The organism is Flavobacterium sp. DSR2-3-3 (assembly GCF_049896585.1).
GTDB lineage: Bacteria > Bacteroidota > Bacteroidia > Flavobacteriales > Flavobacteriaceae > Flavobacterium.
This window is the reverse complement of sequence record NZ_JAFCUP010000004.1, coordinates 306,809-326,705: the sequence shown is the minus strand read 5'-3', so window position 1 is coordinate 326,705 and position 19,897 is coordinate 306,809. Positions and strand designations below refer to the sequence as shown.

The window sequence follows — 19,897 nt, the reverse complement described above, 5'->3', positions numbered from 1 at the left end:
CAGGAGCAAATAAAGAACATTTATTCCATTCGAGAGAGAGGGCTTTTTAAAAGTCCTTTCTTTTGAAAAAATGTCTTTACATACACCCTAAAAGTTGCATTAGTTAGTTGAATCTAGTAAAGTAATAAACTCAGTAAATTTACTTTTCTCTAAAAATGTTAAATGAAATAGAAAACTTACTATTGCAAAACGGAAAATCCTTCCCATCGCGTTTGTTAATATTTAATTAATGGATACGATTTAATCTTTTTAATCTTTGTTTAACAACAATAAAATCAATAAAAACACACAAACAGTTAATTTTAAGAAAGTTCTCATAAATAATTATAAAAATATAGGGAAAATATCTATATTTTTGTTAAAAAAATAAATTCCTTGATATAAACTTTATATTTGAAAGCCTCGCTATTTTTAAATATTTAAAATCTACAAATGACAGATAAACTTGACCTCTATTTCAAGGCTGCACAATCAGCTAAGATTGGTATTTGGAAAATGAATTTACTGACTAATCATATTTTTTGGGATGCAGTTACAAAATGTATTCTTGAAGTTTCTGATGATTTTGAACCTGTAAACGGTAGCGGAATAAATTTTTACACGGAAGGTGAAAATAGAGATAGAATTAAAAGTCGTATGGAAAGTGCTATGCACCAAGGAATTTCTTTTGAAGATAAATTTCAAATTACCACAGCTAAAAATAATATCAGATTCATCGAATGTATTTGCCAAGTAGAAATCATTGATGGAAAACCTGTAAATTTATTAGGCACTTTTCAGGATATTACAAATGAGCAAAATTTAATTAATGAACTGCGGTTAAATGTAGAAAAATTTTCGTCTATTTTTTCTAGCGCCAACGACGCCATTTTTATCATTGACACTTCAAATGGAGTTATAACAGATTGTAATCCAAGATCATCCGACCTTACCGGATATGATCTTTTTGAATTAAAGGGTTTACACAATTCTGAACTTTTCCCGGAAGAATTTAGAAAACAAGTCCGTTTTATTTTAAATTATAATTTATACAGGAATGAATATACCGTAGACGAAACGTATATAAAAACAAAAGGCGGAAAATCAATACCTGTAGAAATAGCTTCGGGTAAAAAATTTCAGGTAGATAACATCACCTATCTAGTTTGTTTCATTAGAGATATAAGCGAAAGAAAAAACGTCGAAAATAAGTTAAATTTACTTTCACTCGCTGCCTCCGAAACTACAGATACCATAGTAATTGCAAATTTAAACGGAGATGCAGTATGGGCAAATCAGGCTTATTTAGAACTTACAGGTCTGAATATGGAAGAAGTAATAGGCCAAAAACCTGGTTATTTATCCATAGGGCCTGAAACTGACTTGAAGACAACCTTGTTAATGCAAAAAGCAATCAAGAATAAAGAAAGCATAAAAACCACGATACTCAATTATAATAAAAATAAAGAAAAATATTGGTTTGAGTTGAATATTACCACAGTATTCGACAGTGATAATAATTTCATAAACTTTGTAGGAGTAGGCCGCAATGTGACTTTAAGAATTGAAAAAGAATTAGAACTCAAAAGATTGTTAGAAATCACTAGTTGTCAAAACAATAAATTATTTAACTTTACACATATTGTTTCCCATAATATTCGGTCACACACTAGTAACCTCTCTATGATTGTCGATGTTATAGAAAATACTGACAACATTGAGGATAAACTTTCTTATTTTGATTTATTCAAAGAAGGAACTGATAAACTGTCTGAATCAATAGAATATTTGAATGAGATTATATGCATTCAGCAAAATACAAATATTGAAAAAAAAGGGATTCGCTTAAAACACGAAATCGAAAAAACAAAAATGGCATTAAGCTTGGCCATAAAAGAGAGCAAAATAATCATTACTGATACTATTCCCGAAGATTTAGTTGTTACTGCCATTCCCGCTTATTTAGACAGTATTTTAATAAATTTGTTTACAAATGCCATAAAATACAAGTCACCTGAGCGAACTGCAACCCTTTCAATAGGATTCGAAATTATTGAGGATTGTATTGTTATACATTTTAAAGACAATGGGTTAGGATTAAATTTAGAAAAAAACGGCCATAAACTCTTTGGAATGTACAAAACTTTCCACGGTAACGAAGATGCGAAAGGAATTGGATTATTTATTACTAAAAACCAACTGGAAGCTATGGACGGCAGAATTGAAGTTGAGAGTGCAGTGGGTCAAGGTTCTAATTTTAAAATTTATTTAAATGAAAAATAAATTAACATACATCATAGATGACGACAAATTAACCGTAAAACTAATGAGTATCCTCATTTCTAAAAATGATTTTTGTGAAGAAATAGAATCGTTCTACAACGCTCAAGATGCTATTACTAAATTAAAACAAAATGCAGAAAATAACGCAATTCTGCCGGATGCAATTTTACTGGATCTAAATATGCCGGTCATGGATGGATGGCAGTTTTTAGATGAATTTATTTCATTACCATTAAAGAAAGATATTCATATTTTCATAATGACTTCCTCCATTGACCCAGTTGATATTGAAATGGCCGCGAAATACAGAGTGGTTAGAGAATATATTATGAAACCTATAACTACCCAAAAATTAGATGTTTTATGCAAATTAATCGGTGATTTAAACTAAATCTGATTAATTAGTAACAAAACGCTTCCTTGATCGTCCAATATAAAAAAGTAAAAGATGAACTCATTGGAAACGATACTTTCTATCAAAAATCTCAACAAACGATATGGTGCTCTTCAAGCGCTAAAAAATGTTTCTTTCAATATCCACAAAGGCAATGTATACGGAATTCTAGGTCCTAATGGTAGCGGAAAATCAACTACTTTAGGGATCGTACTAAATGTTGTCAATAAAACTTCCGGAGAATACAGCTGGTTTGGTGGTGCAATGAAAACCCATGAAGCACTAAAAAAAGTGGGCGCAATTATCGAAAGACCCAATTTCTATCCGTACATGACGGCGAAGGAAAACTTAGAATTGGTCTGTAAAATTAAAGGAATTAGCTACACTAAAGTCACCGAAAAGTTAGAGTTAGTGGGATTAACAGATCGACAACACAGCAAATTCAGCACGTTTTCTTTAGGAATGAAACAGCGATTAGCCATAGCTTCTGCATTGCTGAACGATCCTGAAATTTTGATTCTTGATGAGCCCACAAATGGTTTAGATCCCCAAGGAATTCATCAAATTAGAGACATTATCAAACAAATTGCCGCGAAAGGAACGACTATACTACTTGCGTCTCATTTATTGGACGAGGTAGAAAAAGTGTGTACGCATGTTTTAGTTTTAAGAAAGGGAGAGATTTTATACACGGGATTAGTTGATGGTATGTCAGCAAATGAGGGATTCTTTGAATTACAGGCTGATGACAATACGAATTTAATTGAAGTTGTTAAAATGCATCCGGCAGTTAAAAATGTTGCGAACGAGGATGGAAAAGTTTTAGTGTATTTGAAAGATAATTTAGAGGCTAAAGAATTGAATCGATTTCTTTTTGAAAAAAACATACTTTTAAATCATTTGGTTAAACGAAAAAACAGTCTGGAAGAACAATTTTTAGAATTGACGAAAAATAAATAACTCCGTCTTGTTTTCTCACAACCTTAAAATCATAAATATCAATCTAAAAATGAAAAGACTCCTTTCTATAGAACTTCAAAAAATCTGGAAAAATAAAGCAAGTCGGATTTTGACTTTAACATATTTTATTCTCTTAACCTTCATTGCATTAATAGCCTCAATAAAATTTGACTTGGGTATTTTTAAGTTTCATTTGGCAGAGATGGGAATATTTAACTTCCCTTTTATTTGGCATTTTAACACTTATATCGCAGCGATATTAAAATTATTTTTGGCTATCGTAATCGTGTCCATGATGGCAAACGAATATAGTTATGGAACTTTGAAACAAAATTTAATTGACGGAATGAGTAAAAGAGAATTTATTCAGTCTAAATTTCTAACCGTCATTTTATTTGCAACAGTTTCTACGCTTTTTATCTTCATAATGTCACTTCTTTTAGGGTTAAGTTTTTCTTCTTATACTGAATTCAGCATTGTTTTTTCAAATTTAGAATACCTGTTGGCTTATTTCCTTAAATTAGTTGGTTTTTTCTCCTTCTGTTTATTTTTAGGAATACTAGTGAAACGTTCCGCATTTGCGTTGGGATTTCTTTTAGTTTGGAATATTATTGAAGGAATTATCAAAGGAATTTTGACTTTCAAAATATTCCCAAATAGCAAAACTGCGGCTTCAATTATGCAGTTTTTTCCTTTAGAATCCATGTCCAATTTAATAGTTGAACCGTTTTCTCGATTGTCAGTGGTAAAAAACTTGGGAACACAAATTGGTTTAGACAACATAAAAGATTATGGTGTACATTATTCCTCCGTTGGTATTGTTTTGTGCTGGACCGTAATTTTCATTTTCCTTTCCTACCGATTATTAAAAAATAGAGATTTGTAGTATTTTATATCTCTACGAGCGGTGCGAGAACAATACTGTTTTGTCTTTTCATTTTTTGAATTTCAATTAATGCACCCGCACAATCTATTACAGTAACCAACTCGTAAAGAGCAACTCAATTAGTTGAAAATATTTTGGTAAAATGTTACTATGGAGCCATTTCTTGCGCTGTAGTTATTAGAGATGAATATTCCGGCAGGCAAAAAAGTTATTTTTATTCTAAGATGTCAATAATTTTCCTTTTAAAGAAGAAGCTCTTTTATATACTTAAAGCAGTCTGAATTCCCTATCATTGGAAAGGTGTCAATTTTATAAAAGAAAGAAAAAAATATTTTTTATAAAAAGAAATTCTAACTCATGTAGCTTCTTATTTTTTTGCGTTTGAAGATCATTTTAATATGGATAGTATGGATTTGAAAACCTGTAAATTTAATGTCGAAACTGGATCTAAAGCCACAAAAATGTATTTACAACTGATTCATCAGTAAGATTTAGTCCATCACAAAACAATTGTTTTTTTCTTTATCAACTCCACGTAGTTTGTTACGAAAGATTATAAATGCATAAAGCGTACAACCTACTCAAAAATGCAAACCAATTGCGCAATGATTAAAATATTCTTTACGAAAAACTAAAATACTAAAATTAAATATGAGCAACAATATTATGCTGGACAACTTAAAAGAAACCTTTATTGATTTAATCTCTTTTCTAAAAAATCCTATAGACGAAGCGGGTCCCGAATTATCAGTCGTTAAAAAATTTAAGACACTAATTTCTTTATTTATTATTGAAATTCCTCTGATGGCAGTTTTGATACTTCTGATAAGTGGTTTGGAAACATTGGGACTTGTTGACCCAGATAACCACAAAATTCTGGACATGATAAAGTCGTATCCAGTTGTATTGTTATTAGTGTTAACCGTTGTAATTGGTCCTTTAATTGAAGAATTAATTTTCAGGCTATATCTGCGTTATAAAAATAATTATGCGCTGCATTTTTTAATTTCATTCGTTTCCCTCACGGGCGTTCGGAATGAACAAAAGGCAGAAACGTTTTTGATTTCTCTTTGGAAAAAAAGATACAAGTTCATATTCTATTTTTCTGCTGTGCTTTTCGGGTTGATCCACATCAGTAATTTTGAATTTTCGTATACGATTTTACTTTTATCACCAATATTGGTGGCACCACAAATAATTTTAGGTCTCATTATCGGCTATGTAAGAGTTCGCAATGGATTTGTTTCAGGACTACTGATGCATTCACTTCACAATGCTTTCTTTATCGGCATCCCTTTATTTTTCATGTTTAACGATACGGAAAAACTAAACGCCGAAACCAGTTTATATTCGATAAAAATCGAAGAAACCAATGATATATCTATTCCAAGTACCCAAAAAAACCATTCTGACAGCATTATTTATAAAAATGTAAGTCTGAAAACTACCGTAACATATTTATTGAATACAAATGAAATATTGCTGAAAACCAATGATAAAGAAATGTTAGACAATACGCTGAACTTAAACTTCAAAAACAAATCGAAAGACAGTTCTCGAACCAAAAGTATTGCTTTGAATCAATTGGCTAAAAGCTATGATTTTAAAATCAAAAAAAGTACCAAAGCAACTGAAGTCTGGAATCTAGAAGTTGTAAATCCAGCGTTATTATTGAAAAATAAATCAAACAAAAACGCTTGTGGAAACATGATTACTGTAAGTTCAGAGGAAATCATCATCAAAAAATCCAAAATTAATGCGCTTATCAATGCTCTGATGCCAAAAATCAATAAAATGATTTTGGATAAAACAGGCAACAAAGACAATTATAACATTACACTTAAAACGAATGATTTTGAAAGTATAAAAAAACAATTAAAAGAAAAATATGGACTTTCCTTAGTCAAACAAAAAGTAAATTTAGAGCACATCATGATTGAGTTTCAAAAGCCAGAATAAATTCAATTCTTAAGTACAACTCCTTCTCCAATTGCAGCGAAAAAACAAGAGTTACCAAAGCTCTGCAACGCTTTGCATTAAATAATCACTCCAAAAACTTCGTGCTTACAGCATAAAGCGTTAATGGACTCAAATAAAAACACCTAAAAGTAAAAATATTTCCCAATTTGAATTTTTAAAACCATTCAAACACTTATTTTTGCGCTATGGCAAAGAAAAATACAGACAAAGTTGTCTTTCATCAAATAAAAGTCCTTGATGCTGGTGCAAAAGGCGTTTCGGTAGCAAAGGCTCCCGATGGAAAAGTAGTTTTTATCCCGAATGTAGTTCCGGGTGATGTGGTTGATGTGCAAACTTTCAAGAAGCGCAAAGCCTATTACGAAGGTAAAGCTGTTCATTTTCATGAATTTTCCGAGCATCGTATAGAACCTATTTGCGAGCATTTTGGTGTTTGCGGTGGTTGTAAATGGCAGAATATGAAATACAGTCAACAGTTGTATTACAAGCAAAATGAGGTGAAAAATCATTTGCAACGCATTGGGAAAATAGAACTTCCTGAATTTGAACCGATTCTTGGTTCAGAAAAACAGTTTTTTTACAGAAACAAAATGGAGTTTTCTTTTTCGAACAGCCGTTGGTTGACTGAAAAAGAAATTGACAGCACCGAAGATCTAGGAAACAGGAATGCACTTGGTTTCCATATTCCGAAAATGTGGGACAAAATTCTCGATATTAATAAATGTCATTTGCAGGAAGATCCATCGAATGCAATTAGAAACGAAGTGAGAGATTTTGCTAATGCAAATGGACTGACTTTCTTTAATCCAAGAGCTCATGAAGGTTTATTGAGAACTTTGATGTTGCGTACATCTTCGACAGGTGAAATCATGGTTTTGATTCAGTTTTTTGAAAACGACAAAGCTAATAGAGAATTAATTCTAGATCATCTTTACGAGAAATTCCCTCAAATTACTTCGCTGCAATACGTAGTGAACAATAAAGCGAACGATACTTTATACGATACTGATATTAAATTATACAAAGGAAGGGATTACATTTTGGAAGAAATGGAAGGGTTGAAATTTAGCATTAATGCAAAATCTTTTTATCAAACTAACTCTGATCAAGCCTACGAATTGTACAAAATAACGCGTGATTTCGCCGGTCTTACCGGAAATGAAATTGTTTATGATTTATACACAGGAACTGGAACTATTGCACAGTTTGTTTCTAAAAAAGCAAAAAAAGTAATTGGTGTAGAAAGTGTTCCTGAAGCGATAAAAGATGCTAAACTGAATGCAGAACGCAATGAAATCACAAATTGTGAGTTTTTTGTGGGGGATATGAAAGTGGTTTTCAACGATGATTTCATCGCACAACACGGTCATCCTGATGTGATTATTACCGATCCGCCAAGAGATGGAATGCACAAAGATGTAATTGAACAAATAATGAAAATTGCTCCTGAAAAGGTGGTTTATGTAAGTTGTAATTCGGCTACACAAGCGCGTGATTTGGCTTTAATGGACGAAAAATACAAAGTGACTCGTGTACGTCCTGTGGATATGTTTCCGCAAACGCATCACGTAGAAAATGTTGTACTTTTGGAAAGAAGAAAATAGTAGTCCGTTTGAAGTTTTAAGATTCCAGAAAGTGTAATCCACAACACTAAACACTGAATATTATTGTATGAAAAAGATATTTTTATTGTTATTGTTTTTTGTTTTCACTTTCTCCAGTTGTGAGAAAGACGACATTTGCGATGCAAATACTCCCACAACGCCACGATTGGTGATTGGTTTTTATGATTTTTTGAATCCTTCAGTTTTAAAAAACGTATCTAATCTGAAAGTTGTTGGTGAAGGAATGACCGATGGAATTCTTTTTAACGGCAGCCAAACAACCAGCGGAAATACCATTTCAATTCCGTTAAAAACTGTTGGAACAAGCACAACCTATAGTTTCACATTAAATTCAGGAAATCCTAATCGTGCATTGGTTGATGAAGACATTATAAAATTTAATTATACCACACAGGAACTTTTTGTTTCCAGAGCGTGTGGTTACAAAACAATTTTCACATTAGATCCAACAAATCCATATACGCATACCGATGCAACAGCAGCAAATCAAAAATGGATAAAATTTATATCGGTTGAAAAAAGTAATATCGAAAATGAAAATGAAACACACATTAAGATCTTTTTTTAGTATTTGTCTCCTATTGTCGTTGACTTTGGTGCAGGGGCAAGAGACTACTCCTATCAAAAGCGATCCAAAAACCACCAAAACAGACCAGATTATTCCTGAAGCACCTATACCATTAGTAGAAATTAAACCAGCTTTGAAAAAGAACGATTCAATTCCTGTAAAGACCGATCGTTATGGCGTACGTGTGGGTGTTGATTTATATAAATTGACACGCGCTCTTTATGACAAAAATTATAAAGGAATTGAATTAGTGGGAGATTATCGATTGACTAAAAAATATTTTTTGGCTGCAGAATTAGGGAATGAAAATAAAACTACGGATGATGATCGCGTCAATTTCACTACTAAAGGTTCATACATAAAAGCGGGTTTTGATTATAATGCTTACGAAAATTGGCTGGATATGGAAAATATCATTTCTATAGGTATGCGTTACGGTTTTAGCACATTTAATCAGCAATTGAACAGTTACAGAATTTACAATGCGAATCCATATTTTGGAGAAGTCCCTGTAATTCCTTCTGGTAAAAAGTTTGATGGATTGTCCGCTAGTTGGATTGAAGTCGTAGCAGGAGTAAAAGCCAAAGTATTTAATAATGTGTTTGTGGGTTTTAGCCTTCGATTGAACCGATTGGTAACCAATAAAGAACCTGAAAATTTCTCCAACTTATATATTCCAGGATTCAACAGAACCTACGATGGTAGTTTTGGAGTAGGATTCAATTATACAGTAACTTATTTTGTTCCTATTTACAAGAAGAAAGTTGCTCCAAAAAAAGTAGAGAAAAAATAACCGCCAATTCGCTAATTTTTATTTTTGGTGAAAATTAGCAGATTAGCGGTCAGTATTTTAAAAAACACAACATCTTAGGATTTCTAATCTACCCTATTTCCTTAATTCCTTTCATGAAAATCCATTTCATGTATAATTTCTCTCCATCTTTGGTTTTTATCGCATGAAATTTTGGCGATAAAAGTGTTCCTATTACAAAGGCGGTTAACGGAATCCCGAATCCAGTTAAATTAGTATAATGTTCCACTAAATACCTAGCAGAAATAAATAATATCGCAAAACATCCAAGTTGATATATAAATGCTCGTATTTGTAATTTGGTCATGATAAATTATAAATTGTGAGTTATGAATTATAAATTTTTAGTTGATTACTCCTGACTATCTTCTAAAGTCTGATTCGTAGAATCTGAATCCTGAACAGCCTGAAACTTCGTTCTTTTACTTCCTTCATACATTTCGTATTTTACCAAACGTGCTTCTAAACCAGCATTAAAAAGTTTAATTTTTCTCGAAGGTTTCAGACCTACATATTTCAGTGCTTCCAAGTTCGCTGTAATCATCCAGGCATTCGTTCCAGGGTAATTTTTCTTTAAGGTATCACCGATATTTTTGTAGAATTCTTCCATGTGAATATCCAGACGCTCATCATACGGCGGATTGAAAACGATCTGCAGTTTTCCTTCCGAAGTTTTTTCAGTGTCAAAAAAGTTCTTTTCTTCAATAGAAATATACTCGTCAAGATTGGCGTTTTTGATGTTGTCTTTGGCCTTTTGAACCGCACTTGGTGCTTTATCGTAGCCTTTTATGGTGTAATGAAACTCACGAACGCGTTTTAATAAACTGTCGGAAATACTATCAAACAAATCATTGTCCCAATCGTTCCATTTTTCAAAAGCAAATTCTTTACGGTTGATGTTTGCAGGAATGTTGCAGGCAATCATGGCGGCTTCAGCTAAGAACGTTCCCGAACCACACATTGGATCCAAGAAATCTGTTTGACCGTCCCAACCGGAAAGCAATAGAATTCCTGCTGCCAAAACCTCGTTTATAGGAGCAATATTCGTTGCGGTTCTGTACCCACGTTGGTTCAATGCATTTCCTGAAGTGTCCAATGCAACTGAAACCTGGTCTTTATCGATATGGATGTTGATTCTTAAATCAGGATGTACTTTATCAATACTTGGACGTTGTCCGGTTCTTTCTCTGAACTGATCGACAATCGCGTCTTTACATTTTTGGGAAACAAATTCCGAGTGATTAAAATATTCCGAATGTACTGTGGTATCAATCACAAAAGTCTGATTGGCAGTCAGTAATTTAGACCAATTCACCCCAGAAATACCTTTGTATAAAGCCTGTTCGTTATTTGCCTTGAAAAAATAAATAGGTTTCAGGATTTTCAAAGCGGTACGCAAAGACAAATTTGCTTTGTACATAAACCCTTTATCTCCTTTAAAACTCACCATTCTCACACCTTGCTCTACGCTTTGCGCGCCAAGGTTTTGCAGTTCTTTTGCTAATATTTCTTCAAAACCAAAAAAGGTTTTGGCAACCATTTTATAATTATTTTCCATTTGCCCCCTCTGTCCCCTAAAGGGGAAATTGTTATCGTTATATTCGGCAAAAATACACTAAATTTGCATTAATCGAATTAATTGAAAAAGAATAAATGTCTGCAACACAAAATCCACCGACTGAAAATCAACTAAAATCAACTGGAAACTGGTACACTTCCTGGTTTGACACTCCATATTATCACATCCTTTACAAAGATAGAAACTATGGAGAAGCTCAGGTTTTTATGGATAATATTACCCATTACTTAAATCTTCCTGAAAACGCAAAAGTATTGGATTTAGCATGTGGTAAAGGCCGCCATTCTATTTATTTGAACCAATTAGGTTTTACGGTACTTGGAGCTGACCTATCTGAAAACAGCATTGCCGAAGCCACTAAAAATACGAATGAGACCCTTCATTTCAAAGTACACGACATGCGTGAACCTTTTGAAGAAAAATTCGATGCCATTTTCAATTTATTTACCAGCTTTGGTTATTTCGAAAATGACGAAGACAATCTCACTACATTAAAGGCCATCAAAGAAAGCCTGACGGAATATGGTTTTGCCGTGATTGACTTTATGAATGTTGCTCAGGTCATCGAAACGCTTATTCCGGAAGAGACAAAAACGGTTGAAGGCATCGATTTTCATATCAAACGTTATTTAAAAGAAGGTCATATTTACAAAGAAATTGACTTTGAAGATAAAGGCCAAAAATTTCATTTTACTGAAAAAGTAAAAGCTTTAACATTAAAAGATTTTGAGGAATTAATGGAAGAAGCCGGAATTTATCTATTGGATATTTTTGGTGATTATAAATTAAAAAAATTCCATAAAACAGATAGTGAACGCCTAATCATGATTTTTAAGTAAATGAATTACCTTTTACCATTACTTTCCGTAATCATCGGATATATTGTCGCCTTGAGTATCCGACCAAAGAACAAAATCAACCTAAAATTGCTGTTGGCTTTCAGTGGTTCTTTCTTACTTTCATTGACGGTAATGCACTTATTACCTGAAATTTATGAAAGTGCGAACCCAAACATCGGACTCTTTATCATGCTGGGAATATTGTTCCAGATTATATTGGAATTTTTCTCAAAAGGAGCGGAACACGGTCACGTTCACGGACAGGAAACAATGACGCAAATCCCTTGGTTATTATTTATTAGTCTTTGTATACATGCGTTTCTGGAAGGATTTCCCGTAAGCCATCATCATGATTTAGCGATAGGAATTGCCATTCATCACTTGCCTATTGCCATCATTCTGACTACCTTTTTTACCAATGCCAGTTTGAATAAAAAAGCCATTTTTTTCTTCATGATCACCTTTGCAGTGATGACGCCGCTGGGAACCATTTTATCTGATTATCTGCCAATATTAAACGTTTATTACACTGAAATCACAGCCATAGTAATAGGAATTTTATTTCATATTTCATCCACCATTATTTTCGAAAGCAGCGAAGGACACAAGTTCAATATCGCAAAGGTTTCGATGATTGTAATAGGAATTGCGTTGGCGTATTTTATATAATTTTATAATTTGGGCGTAACCGCAAGAGTCGGGCTATTCGCTGTAAATGAAATTGACCGAATTCCGACTAAAATAAAAGTAAAATGAGGTAATCTTTTTTCATTTCGCTAAAGCTACATGATAAAAAGGATTTCCGCTATTATCCCTCACCGAAGAAAAATAAATGCACGGACAACTCGCAAGTTTTCCCTTCAAAAAAAACATGAATATGGAATTCACGAAAACCACCGAACAATCCTCGAAATACGAACATTTAGAAAAAATGTCGGTTCAAGAATTGTTATCTAATATCAATCAGGAAGACAAAACCGTTCCGCTTGCCGTAGAAAAAGCTTTGCCAGAAATAGAACGTTTAATCACTGAAATAGTTGCCAAAATGAAACTGGGTGGACGATTATTTTACATTGGCGCCGGAACATCGGGGCGTTTAGGAATTCTTGATGCTTCAGAATGTCCGCCAACATTTGGCGTTCCTTTCGATTTAGTAATTGGGATCATTGCCGGTGGTGACGCCGCCATTCGTAAAGCCGTAGAAAATGCCGAAGACAACGCAACACAAGCCTGGATTGACTTGAAAGCTTTCAATATAAATGAAAATGATATTGTTCTTGGAATTGCCGCTTCAGGCACAACTCCTTATGTCATTGGAGGATTACAAGCTTGCAATGAAAATTATATTACTACAGGAAGTATTTCTTGCAATGCCGAAAGTCCACTTTCGAAAACGGCAAAATTCCCTATTGAAGTGGTTGTAGGACCCGAATTTGTAACCGGAAGCTCCCGAATGAAAGCAGGAACGGCACAAAAAATGGTACTCAATATGATAACAACCGCCACCATGATTCAACTGGGAAAAGTGAAAGGCAACAAAATGGTCGATATGCAACTCAGTAACAGCAAACTCGTGGATCGCGGCGTAAAAATGATTATGAGTGAAATTCCCGTTGCCTACGAACAAGCCGCTGACTTATTAAAAAAACATGGTAGTGTGCGAAAAGCAGTCGATTATTTTACAGCTCAATAAACAGATTACAGGCAAACATTTTTGAGTACATCAAAAAACTTTAAACCTTAAATAAAACAATGGCAACCAACAAAGAACTATTAGCTAAAGGAATCAAATATTTATCAGGAGCTTTACCGTTGATCTTTATTGGTCCGACCTTAATATATAATGCCTTTATGAACAAACAAAATGTATGGCATTATGCGATTTTAGCAATAGGAATAATTGCTTGTCTGGGGGCGATGTATTTGATGTTTTTGGGTTTAAAAACAATTATGAAAAGCTTATTTAACGACTAATGGAAAACTTAATTCACGTTCATAAAACATTTGAAAAAATAGTTTACGTCGATAAAAAAGTAAACAATAGAGAATTTGAGGATTGCATTTTTAAAAACTGTGATTTATCAAATAGCGATTTCTCTTACAGCACATTTATGGATTGCGAGTTCATAGATTGTAATTTGGCTATGACCAAATTATCAGGAACTAGCTTGAAAGGTGTACAATTCAACAACTGTAAATTGCTGGGAATTCAGTTTGAGGAATGCGATGACTTCTTGTTTAATGTAAGTTTTCAGGAATGCGTTTTGGATTATTCTTCGTTTATCAATAAAAAAATGCCAAAAACAAAATTTAATTCTTGTTCGTTGCGAGAGGTCAGTTTTGTTGGAACCAATCTTACGAGTGCTGTTTTTGACAACAGTAATTTAGATGGTGCTGTTTTTAACAATACACAATTAGCCGGCGCCGATTTTTCGAAAGCAACTGATTATAAAATTGATCCTGAATTCAATCCAATGAAAAAAGCAAAATTTTCGACACAAGGAATTATTGGTCTTCTGGACAAATACGATATTAAAATACAATAATGCATTACCCCAGATGGAAGTGAAAACCCGCAAGGCTCAAAGCTATTTTTTCTTGACTAAAAAGAGCGACCAAAGGAAGCTCCTTTTTTGTCAATAGAAAAAAAGATTTTAGACTTGGGAGTTGCAACGTACAGCTGGATTAGGTCCTAAAAAATAAATAATTTAAAAATGAAAAAAATAACATTCCTCCTCCCACTATTGCTACTGTTGTCATGCTATGATGCGGAGCGCAATTGCAAAGATTTCAAAACCGGTAAATTCAAATTTGAATATGAAGTTGACGGTATCAAGAAAACAACTGTTTTTGAAAGAAACGACAGTATTGAAATAGAAACTTTTGAAGGAAAGACTGACACCGCTTCGATACGATGGGTAAACGATTGCGAATATGTTTTGCTAAAATTGCATCCAAAAAATATGGCCGAAGAAAAGGCTATTGGCATGAAAATTTTGACAACCACAAAAAATTCCTATACCTTTGAATTTGGTTTGGTGGGTTCTGATGCTAAACAAAGAGGAACGGTTACAAAGATTGCTGACTAAATAGTATAAACTATAATTAAATAATCATGGAAGTATTTTTAAATCCGGATGCGTGGATTGCCCTTTTAACATTAACATTTCTGGAGATTGTGTTAGGAATCGACAATATCATTTTCATATCAATTGCCACTGGCAAATTACCTGTCGAACAACGTAAAAGAGCCACAAAAATCGGAATGTTTCTTGCCATGTTCATGAGAATCGCGCTTTTGTTTGGTATTAATTTATTAATTCAAATGAAAGAACCTTGGTTTCATATTGATTTCAGTTGGTTTTCAGCGGGAATCACAGGTCAAAGCCTTATTTTACTTGCTGGTGGATTATTCTTAATATATAAGAGTACGAATGAAATTAGAGAAAAAGTAGACGAAAAAGGGCATGAAGAAAAAGAGTTAGGAAAATCGGCCACAAAATCGTTTCAAAATGTACTTTTTCAAATTATAATGATTGATTTAGTTTTCTCTTTTGATAGTATTCTTACCGCGGTAGGTATGACTAACGGAGTTGAAGGTGCTTTGTATATTATGATTACCGCTGTGGTTATTTCTGTATTAATCATGATGCAATTTGCTGTTCCTGTTGGAAACTTTGTCAACAAGCATCCTTCAATTCAAATACTTGGTTTATCGTTTTTGATTCTTATTGGAATGATGCTGCTTACTGAAAGTGCTCATTTATCGAATGCTTTAATCTTTGGAAGTCACGTTTCACCAGTACCAAAAGGGTACTTGTACTTTGCGATATCATTCTCATTATTAGTTGAAGTACTAAACATGAAAATGAAGAAAAACAAATAATAAAATTTTTTTATTTAATAAAAAAGCTCCCTTGCGGGAGCTTCTTTTATTCTAAAGATAAAGTAATCTGACCGTCATCGTCTAATTGAATATCCGCATCATCAGCATCCGTTTCTCCTTTTACTTCTAAATCCTCAGGGATAATCTCAACAGGGATTTCATATGGTAACGATTCAAGCAGGTTTACTTGTTTTAGCTTATCGGTTGTCAATTGATTTCCTAAAGCTCTAAATCCTTTTACGGAAATAAATGATTCTATGTCTACCGTCATCGTCTCTTTTTGAACTCCTTTTATTTTTGTAAAAACTAATTCTGCTACCGGACGATAATCTGTTGATACAATCTCTAATTGTGAATTAGGATGCTCCGTGATAAAACTTTCTTCTTTATTTTCGGTTTCCACCAAAAAACGTTTGATGTAATACCGCTCTTTTTCGCCATCATAATAAATAGCTGAAATTGGTTTCTTCGGAACCCATTTTTCCAAAACTACCATATCTTCATCAAAATGAGTAGATAGTTCCGGTGTAATTACTTTTATTTTCCCGGATTGCGATATGATTAAAATTTTATCATTTGGTCTGAACTCTCCTAATAACTCCCCTCTTGCATCTACGTTTAAACGCTGTACAGTGTCATCAAACCAGATTTTTCTTGGCAATAAAGTAGAAATTCCTTTCTCCTTCAGTTCTATTTTTTTAATTGGATATTTAGTTACCAAATTTCCTTTGGAAGCCCTCCCTTTTATCGTTAAACTGGCAAAATCAATATCGAATTTCAATTTTTTAACACTTCCTACCTGACGCAATAATATCGTAATAACTTCCGCTTCTCCATTTGGATTACAAGAAAAATACACTACTTGAGAACCTGCCGTTTCATTGGTTAAATCATACGCTTTGTCTCGGGTCACTCCCGAAACATTGAATCGTTTTATATATGAAGGCCCAGATTTTCCATCACGGTAAATCATGTTATAAATGGTACGCTTGTCGCTTTTGTCAAAAATAGCAATGTGTATAATATCTTTTCCTACAAAGGTCTTCGCATCTACTTTGGTAATCATCATTTTTCCGTCACGCAGAAAAACAATTACATCATCAATATCAGAACAATCTGTGACGTATTCGTCTTTCTTCAAGCTAGTACCCACAAAACCTTCTTCTTTATTGACGTATAATTTAGTGTTTCGTAAAACTACTTTGGTCGCTTCGATATCATCAAAAATACGGAGCTCCGTTTGACGTTCCCGCCCTTTGCCGTACTTCTCTTTTAATCTAGTGAAATAGGCAATCGCAAAATCAATCAGATTTTCTAAATTGTGTTTTACTTGTTCAATATCCCCTTCCAACGATTCGATTTTATCCTGCGCTTTATTACTGTCAAATTTGGAAATACGCATAATTCGGATATCCAATAAACGCAAGATATCTTCTTCGTTAACAGCTCGTTTTAAGTGTTTTGTATGCGGTTTCAAACCATCATCAACCGCTTTCAGTACTCCTTCTCTTGTCGTTTGCTCTTCAATGTCACGATAGATTTTATTTTCGATAAAAATACGTTCCAACGAAAGAAAATGCCATTGTTCTTCCAATTCACTCAATTGAATTTCGAGTTCGCTTTTCAGTAATTGAACTGTTCTGTTCGTTGAAATTTTCAACATTTCCGAAACCCCAATAAACAACGGTTTGTTATCCTCAATCACACAACCTAATGGTGCTACCGAAGTTTCACACGCCGTAAAAGCAAACAATGCATCAATCGTTTTATCTGGAGAAACACCCGGGAAAAGGTGAATTAATATCTCAACCTCAGCTGCGGTATTGTCCTCAATTTTCTTGATTTTGATTTTACCTTTCTCATTTGCTTTCAAAATACTGTCAATCAAAGTGGTCGTATTTGTCGAGAACGGAATTTGGGTAATGACTAAAGTATTTTTATCCAGCTGCCCAATTTTGGCACGTACACGTACACGTCCGCCACGTAATCCATCATTGTAATTGGACACATCAGCAATGCCTTGTGTCAAGAAATCCGGATATAAGGTAAATGGTTTTCCTTTTAATATTTTTATGGACGAATCAATTAACTCATTGAAATTATGAGGCAACACTTTCGTGGAGAGACCTACCGCAATTCCCTCTGCTCCAGAAGCCAATAATAATGGAAATTTTACAGGCAGATTGTTGGGTTCTGCACGACGACCATCGTAAGAAACACCCCAATCCGTAATTTTTGGACTATAAATAACCTCCAGAGCAAATTTAGACAAACGCGCTTCAATGTAACGGGAAGCCGCAGCACCATCTCCCGTTAGTATATTTCCCCAGTTTCCCTGACAGTCTATCAATAATTCTTTTTGTCCAATTTGTACCATCGCATCACCAATACTCTGATCTCCGTGAGGATGATATTGCATGGTGTGTCCAACAACATTGGCAACTTTATTATAACGGCCGTCATCTAATTCCTTTAAAGAGTGCATAATTCTGCGCTGAACCGGTTTAAAACCGTCCTCAATCGCCGGAACTGCACGTTCCAGAATCACATACGAAGCGTAATCCAGAAACCAGTCCTTGTACATTCCCGTAACTTTGGTAATGGTATCGTTTCCGTCTTCTTGATTATCGTAAAAATGTTGTCCACCTGTAGAAATTATGTCTTCAAATGCACCTTCGCCAGCTGTGTTTTGATATTCTTGTCCTTCTGGTAATATGTTGTCGTCGTCTTCGTCTTTCATTATCTCGATTCCGAAATTAATTGTATTAAATCCTCTCTGCTTGGCAGAATTGTTTTGTATTTACTGGCAAAAATTTGCTCGTTATTTTCTGGTAAAGTATATTCTACAACTAAATCACTTTTGTTTTGGCAAAGAACAATTCCTATCGTTTTATTTTCGTCTTCCAAACGCATTTCTCTGTCGTAATAATTGACATACATTTGCATCTGTCCTAAATCTTGGTGTTTTAATTCGCCTATTTTTAAGTCAATCAGCACAAAACATCTAAGAATTCTGTTGTAAAAAACCAAATCGATTCGAAAATGTTTATCGTCAAAAGTAATTCTGTTCTGTCTTGCGACAAAAGTAAAACCATGACCTAATTCTAATAAAAAATGTTCTAGTTTATTGATAATTTCTTCCTCTAATTCCGATTCAGAATACTGATGTAACTCTGGTAAACCCAAAAATTATAAAATATAAGGATCTTTAATAAGGTCTTTTGGTTTTTCTATAATCTGACCTTGTTCCGAAAGTTTCAAAACTCCCGCTGCATCTCGACTTAAAGCCAGTCGTGTATAAAGAGCTGAATCATATTGTCGTTTTAATTCTCGAACACTCCAATTGTATTTCTCAGATTCAATTTCGTAAAAACGTCTTTCTTTTTCATCGTCAATTCGCATTAAGAAAACATAATGTGTCCAAGTCAATTTAAAAAACGAAGATAATGTTTCGTAATCAAATTTATTTAAATCCGCGTTCACTGTCTGCGCTTTTTGAGATTTAAATTCCCCGGTCAGTGACTGGAATATTTGAATTTGTAAAATCCGAGTCATTGACTCGGAAATTGAGTAAGCTAAATAAAACTTCCTCATATTTTCTAAATTATCAGCAGAAAACCCTTTTCCAAACTCAATTGTCAACTGTTCCGAAAGTCCTTTTAGTAGTTGCTTTCCGTATTGAGCTCGTTCTTTTCCGCTTTGTTCTTCTTCAACAATCATTCTTCCTATTTCAAAATAGGTATATACCATTGTTGAATTTACGGTACGCAAAACCTGTTGACGGGCATTTTGCAATAGCGCGACTACTTGAGAAAATAAAATTTTATTTTGTGGATTATCTGAAACTGTATTTTCTTCGTCTTTCATTAAATATATTCTATTGAATACTAATTAATTTAATTTTGTTCTAAAAATGCTAAAAAGAATATTTTTCATTACAAACATGATCTTCTTTTACAGCCTCAATTCCATTTTTATCCAACTCTTTATTTACGACTTGATCACATTCTTTGTGATCATTACTAATTTTAATAAAAAAAACAGTTGACAAACTAATCACAAGTAATATAGCGATAAAATTCAGTGTTTTTTTTGTAGGCATTTTTTAAC

General features: G+C 33.7%; 21 protein-coding genes. 15 read left to right on the top strand and 6 right to left on the bottom strand.

Annotated features, from left to right (window positions below):
* The first annotated feature begins 432 nt into the window (after positions 1 to 432).
* From ACP7AQ_RS07910 to ACP7AQ_RS07875, 8 genes are all read left to right on the top strand, one after another.
* Positions 433 to 2,262, top strand: coding sequence for a PAS domain S-box protein (locus tag ACP7AQ_RS07910; RefSeq protein ID WP_426095056.1), 1,830 nt, complete (start codon positions 433 to 435; stop codon positions 2,260 to 2,262).
* Positions 2,252 to 2,653, top strand: coding sequence for a response regulator (locus ACP7AQ_RS07905; protein WP_426064850.1), 402 nt, complete (start codon positions 2,252 to 2,254; stop codon positions 2,651 to 2,653). Before ACP7AQ_RS07910 ends, ACP7AQ_RS07905 begins: the two co-directional genes overlap by 11 nt.
* A 66-nt stretch (positions 2,654 to 2,719) precedes the next feature.
* Positions 2,720 to 3,616, top strand: coding sequence for an ABC transporter ATP-binding protein (locus ACP7AQ_RS07900; RefSeq protein ID WP_426092137.1), 897 nt, complete (start codon positions 2,720 to 2,722; stop codon positions 3,614 to 3,616).
* 49 nt (positions 3,617 to 3,665) lie between these two features.
* Positions 3,666 to 4,502, top strand: coding sequence for an ABC transporter permease (locus ACP7AQ_RS07895; RefSeq protein ID WP_426064848.1), 837 nt, complete (start codon positions 3,666 to 3,668; stop codon positions 4,500 to 4,502).
* Positions 4,503 to 5,153: 651 nt separating this feature from the next.
* The gene (locus ACP7AQ_RS07890; protein WP_426095055.1) at positions 5,154 to 6,461 is read left to right on the top strand and encodes a CPBP family intramembrane glutamic endopeptidase; all 1,308 of its coding nucleotides are present in this window, start codon (positions 5,154 to 5,156) and stop codon (positions 6,459 to 6,461) included.
* Between the two features lie 206 nt (positions 6,462 to 6,667).
* Positions 6,668 to 8,083 (top strand): 23S rRNA (uracil(1939)-C(5))-methyltransferase RlmD, encoded by a 1,416-nt coding sequence (gene rlmD / locus ACP7AQ_RS07885; protein ID WP_426095054.1) that lies wholly within the window; start codon positions 6,668 to 6,670, stop codon positions 8,081 to 8,083.
* Between the two features lie 67 nt (positions 8,084 to 8,150).
* A complete protein-coding gene (locus ACP7AQ_RS07880) occupies positions 8,151 to 8,672 on the top strand; it encodes a DUF6452 family protein (protein WP_426095053.1) in 522 nt (173 codons plus the stop codon).
* The gene (locus ACP7AQ_RS07875; protein ID WP_426095052.1) at positions 8,644 to 9,465 is read left to right on the top strand and encodes a DUF6048 family protein; all 822 of its coding nucleotides are present in this window, start codon (positions 8,644 to 8,646) and stop codon (positions 9,463 to 9,465) included. The genes ACP7AQ_RS07880 and ACP7AQ_RS07875 overlap by 29 nt, the downstream gene beginning before the upstream one ends.
* An 88-nt stretch (positions 9,466 to 9,553) precedes the next feature.
* Here ACP7AQ_RS07875 and ACP7AQ_RS07870 read toward each other — a convergent pair whose 3' ends face one another.
* Positions 9,554 to 9,790, bottom strand: coding sequence for a hypothetical protein (locus ACP7AQ_RS07870; protein ID WP_426095051.1), 237 nt, complete (start codon positions 9,788 to 9,790; stop codon positions 9,554 to 9,556).
* A 45-nt stretch (positions 9,791 to 9,835) separates the two neighbouring features.
* On the bottom strand, positions 9,836 to 11,041 hold the full coding sequence (locus ACP7AQ_RS07865) for a THUMP domain-containing class I SAM-dependent RNA methyltransferase (protein ID WP_426095050.1): 1,206 nt from the start codon (positions 11,039 to 11,041) through the stop codon (positions 9,836 to 9,838).
* Positions 11,042 to 11,136: 95 nt separating this feature from the next.
* Here ACP7AQ_RS07865 and ACP7AQ_RS07860 point away from each other — a divergent pair, with 95 nt between their 5' ends.
* The 7 genes from ACP7AQ_RS07860 to ACP7AQ_RS07830 all read left to right on the top strand — a co-directional run bounded on the left by ACP7AQ_RS07860 (position 11,137) and on the right by ACP7AQ_RS07830 (position 15,787).
* Entirely contained in the window at positions 11,137 to 11,901 is a 765-nt protein-coding gene (locus ACP7AQ_RS07860; protein WP_426092057.1) for a class I SAM-dependent methyltransferase, read from the top strand.
* On the top strand, positions 11,902 to 12,570 hold the full coding sequence (locus ACP7AQ_RS07855; protein ID WP_426092058.1) for a ZIP family metal transporter: 669 nt from the start codon (positions 11,902 to 11,904) through the stop codon (positions 12,568 to 12,570). It begins immediately after the preceding gene.
* A gap of 208 nt (positions 12,571 to 12,778) precedes the next feature.
* Positions 12,779 to 13,594, top strand: a complete 816-nt coding sequence (murQ, locus tag ACP7AQ_RS07850) for an N-acetylmuramic acid 6-phosphate etherase (RefSeq protein ID WP_426095049.1) — start codon at positions 12,779 to 12,781, stop codon at positions 13,592 to 13,594.
* Between the two features lie 59 nt (positions 13,595 to 13,653).
* Entirely contained in the window at positions 13,654 to 13,875 is a 222-nt protein-coding gene (locus ACP7AQ_RS07845; protein ID WP_426092060.1) for a DUF6095 family protein, read from the top strand.
* The gene (locus tag ACP7AQ_RS07840; protein ID WP_426095048.1) at positions 13,875 to 14,447 is read left to right on the top strand and encodes a pentapeptide repeat-containing protein; all 573 of its coding nucleotides are present in this window, start codon (positions 13,875 to 13,877) and stop codon (positions 14,445 to 14,447) included. Before ACP7AQ_RS07845 ends, ACP7AQ_RS07840 begins: the two co-directional genes overlap by 1 nt.
* Positions 14,448 to 14,615: 168 nt before the next feature.
* Positions 14,616 to 14,990, top strand: a complete 375-nt coding sequence (locus ACP7AQ_RS07835; RefSeq protein ID WP_426095047.1) for a DNA topoisomerase IV — start codon at positions 14,616 to 14,618, stop codon at positions 14,988 to 14,990.
* Positions 14,991 to 15,016: 26 nt separating this feature from the next.
* Positions 15,017 to 15,787: a TerC family protein gene (locus tag ACP7AQ_RS07830; RefSeq protein WP_426064830.1), complete on the top strand. Its 771-nt coding sequence runs from the start codon at positions 15,017 to 15,019 to the stop codon at positions 15,785 to 15,787.
* Between the two features lie 46 nt (positions 15,788 to 15,833).
* On the opposite strand, the gene ACP7AQ_RS07825 is transcribed toward ACP7AQ_RS07830, so the two are convergent.
* Genes ACP7AQ_RS07825 through ACP7AQ_RS07810 form a run of 4 tightly spaced genes read right to left on the bottom strand, consistent with a single transcriptional unit; the run spans position 15,834 to position 19,889 of the window.
* Positions 15,834 to 18,527, bottom strand: a complete 2,694-nt coding sequence (locus tag ACP7AQ_RS07825; RefSeq protein ID WP_426095046.1) for a DNA gyrase/topoisomerase IV subunit A — start codon at positions 18,525 to 18,527, stop codon at positions 15,834 to 15,836.
* Positions 18,527 to 18,973 carry a PDDEXK nuclease domain-containing protein gene (locus tag ACP7AQ_RS07820; protein ID WP_426095045.1) on the bottom strand — a complete coding sequence of 149 codons (447 nt, stop codon included), beginning with the start codon at positions 18,971 to 18,973 and terminating at the stop codon, positions 18,527 to 18,529. The genes ACP7AQ_RS07825 and ACP7AQ_RS07820 overlap by 1 nt, the downstream gene beginning before the upstream one ends.
* 3 nt (positions 18,974 to 18,976) lie before the next feature.
* Positions 18,977 to 19,654, bottom strand: coding sequence for a DUF1016 N-terminal domain-containing protein (locus ACP7AQ_RS07815; protein ID WP_426095044.1), 678 nt, complete (start codon positions 19,652 to 19,654; stop codon positions 18,977 to 18,979).
* 49 nt (positions 19,655 to 19,703) lie between these two features.
* Positions 19,704 to 19,889: a hypothetical protein gene (locus ACP7AQ_RS07810; protein WP_426092065.1), complete on the bottom strand. Its 186-nt coding sequence runs from the start codon at positions 19,887 to 19,889 to the stop codon at positions 19,704 to 19,706.
* Positions 19,890 to 19,897 lie beyond the last annotated feature (8 nt).